The following is a 246-nucleotide window of genomic DNA, read 5'->3' on the forward strand; positions in this document are numbered from 1 at the left end:
GCTCTGTGTGAGTCGATGGAAGCCCTGATCGATGCCGATATCAGCCCTGATGTCCTCGCCGACAAGATCCAGGTGCTGCAGGACGAGTGGAAAACACTCAACTCTTCCCAGCCCGACAAAGCCTTGTGGGATCGTTTTCAGGCAGCTGGCGACAAAGCCTTTGAACCTTGCCGCGCCTGGTTTGCCGACGTCGCTCGTCAACGGGAAGTCAACGTTGAACGACGCAACCAGCTGATCGAGGAACTG

General features: G+C 56.9%; 1 protein-coding gene. It reads left to right on the forward strand.

The window, feature by feature from the left end; translation table 11 throughout:
• Window positions 1-15 precede the first annotated feature (15 nt).
• Window positions 16-246, forward strand: a 231-nt coding sequence (locus tag Q4563_RS21740) for a DUF349 domain-containing protein (RefSeq protein ID WP_303606012.1), incomplete at its 3' end; no start/stop codon positions are given.

This window comes from Gilvimarinus sp. 1_MG-2023 (genome assembly GCF_030548285.1).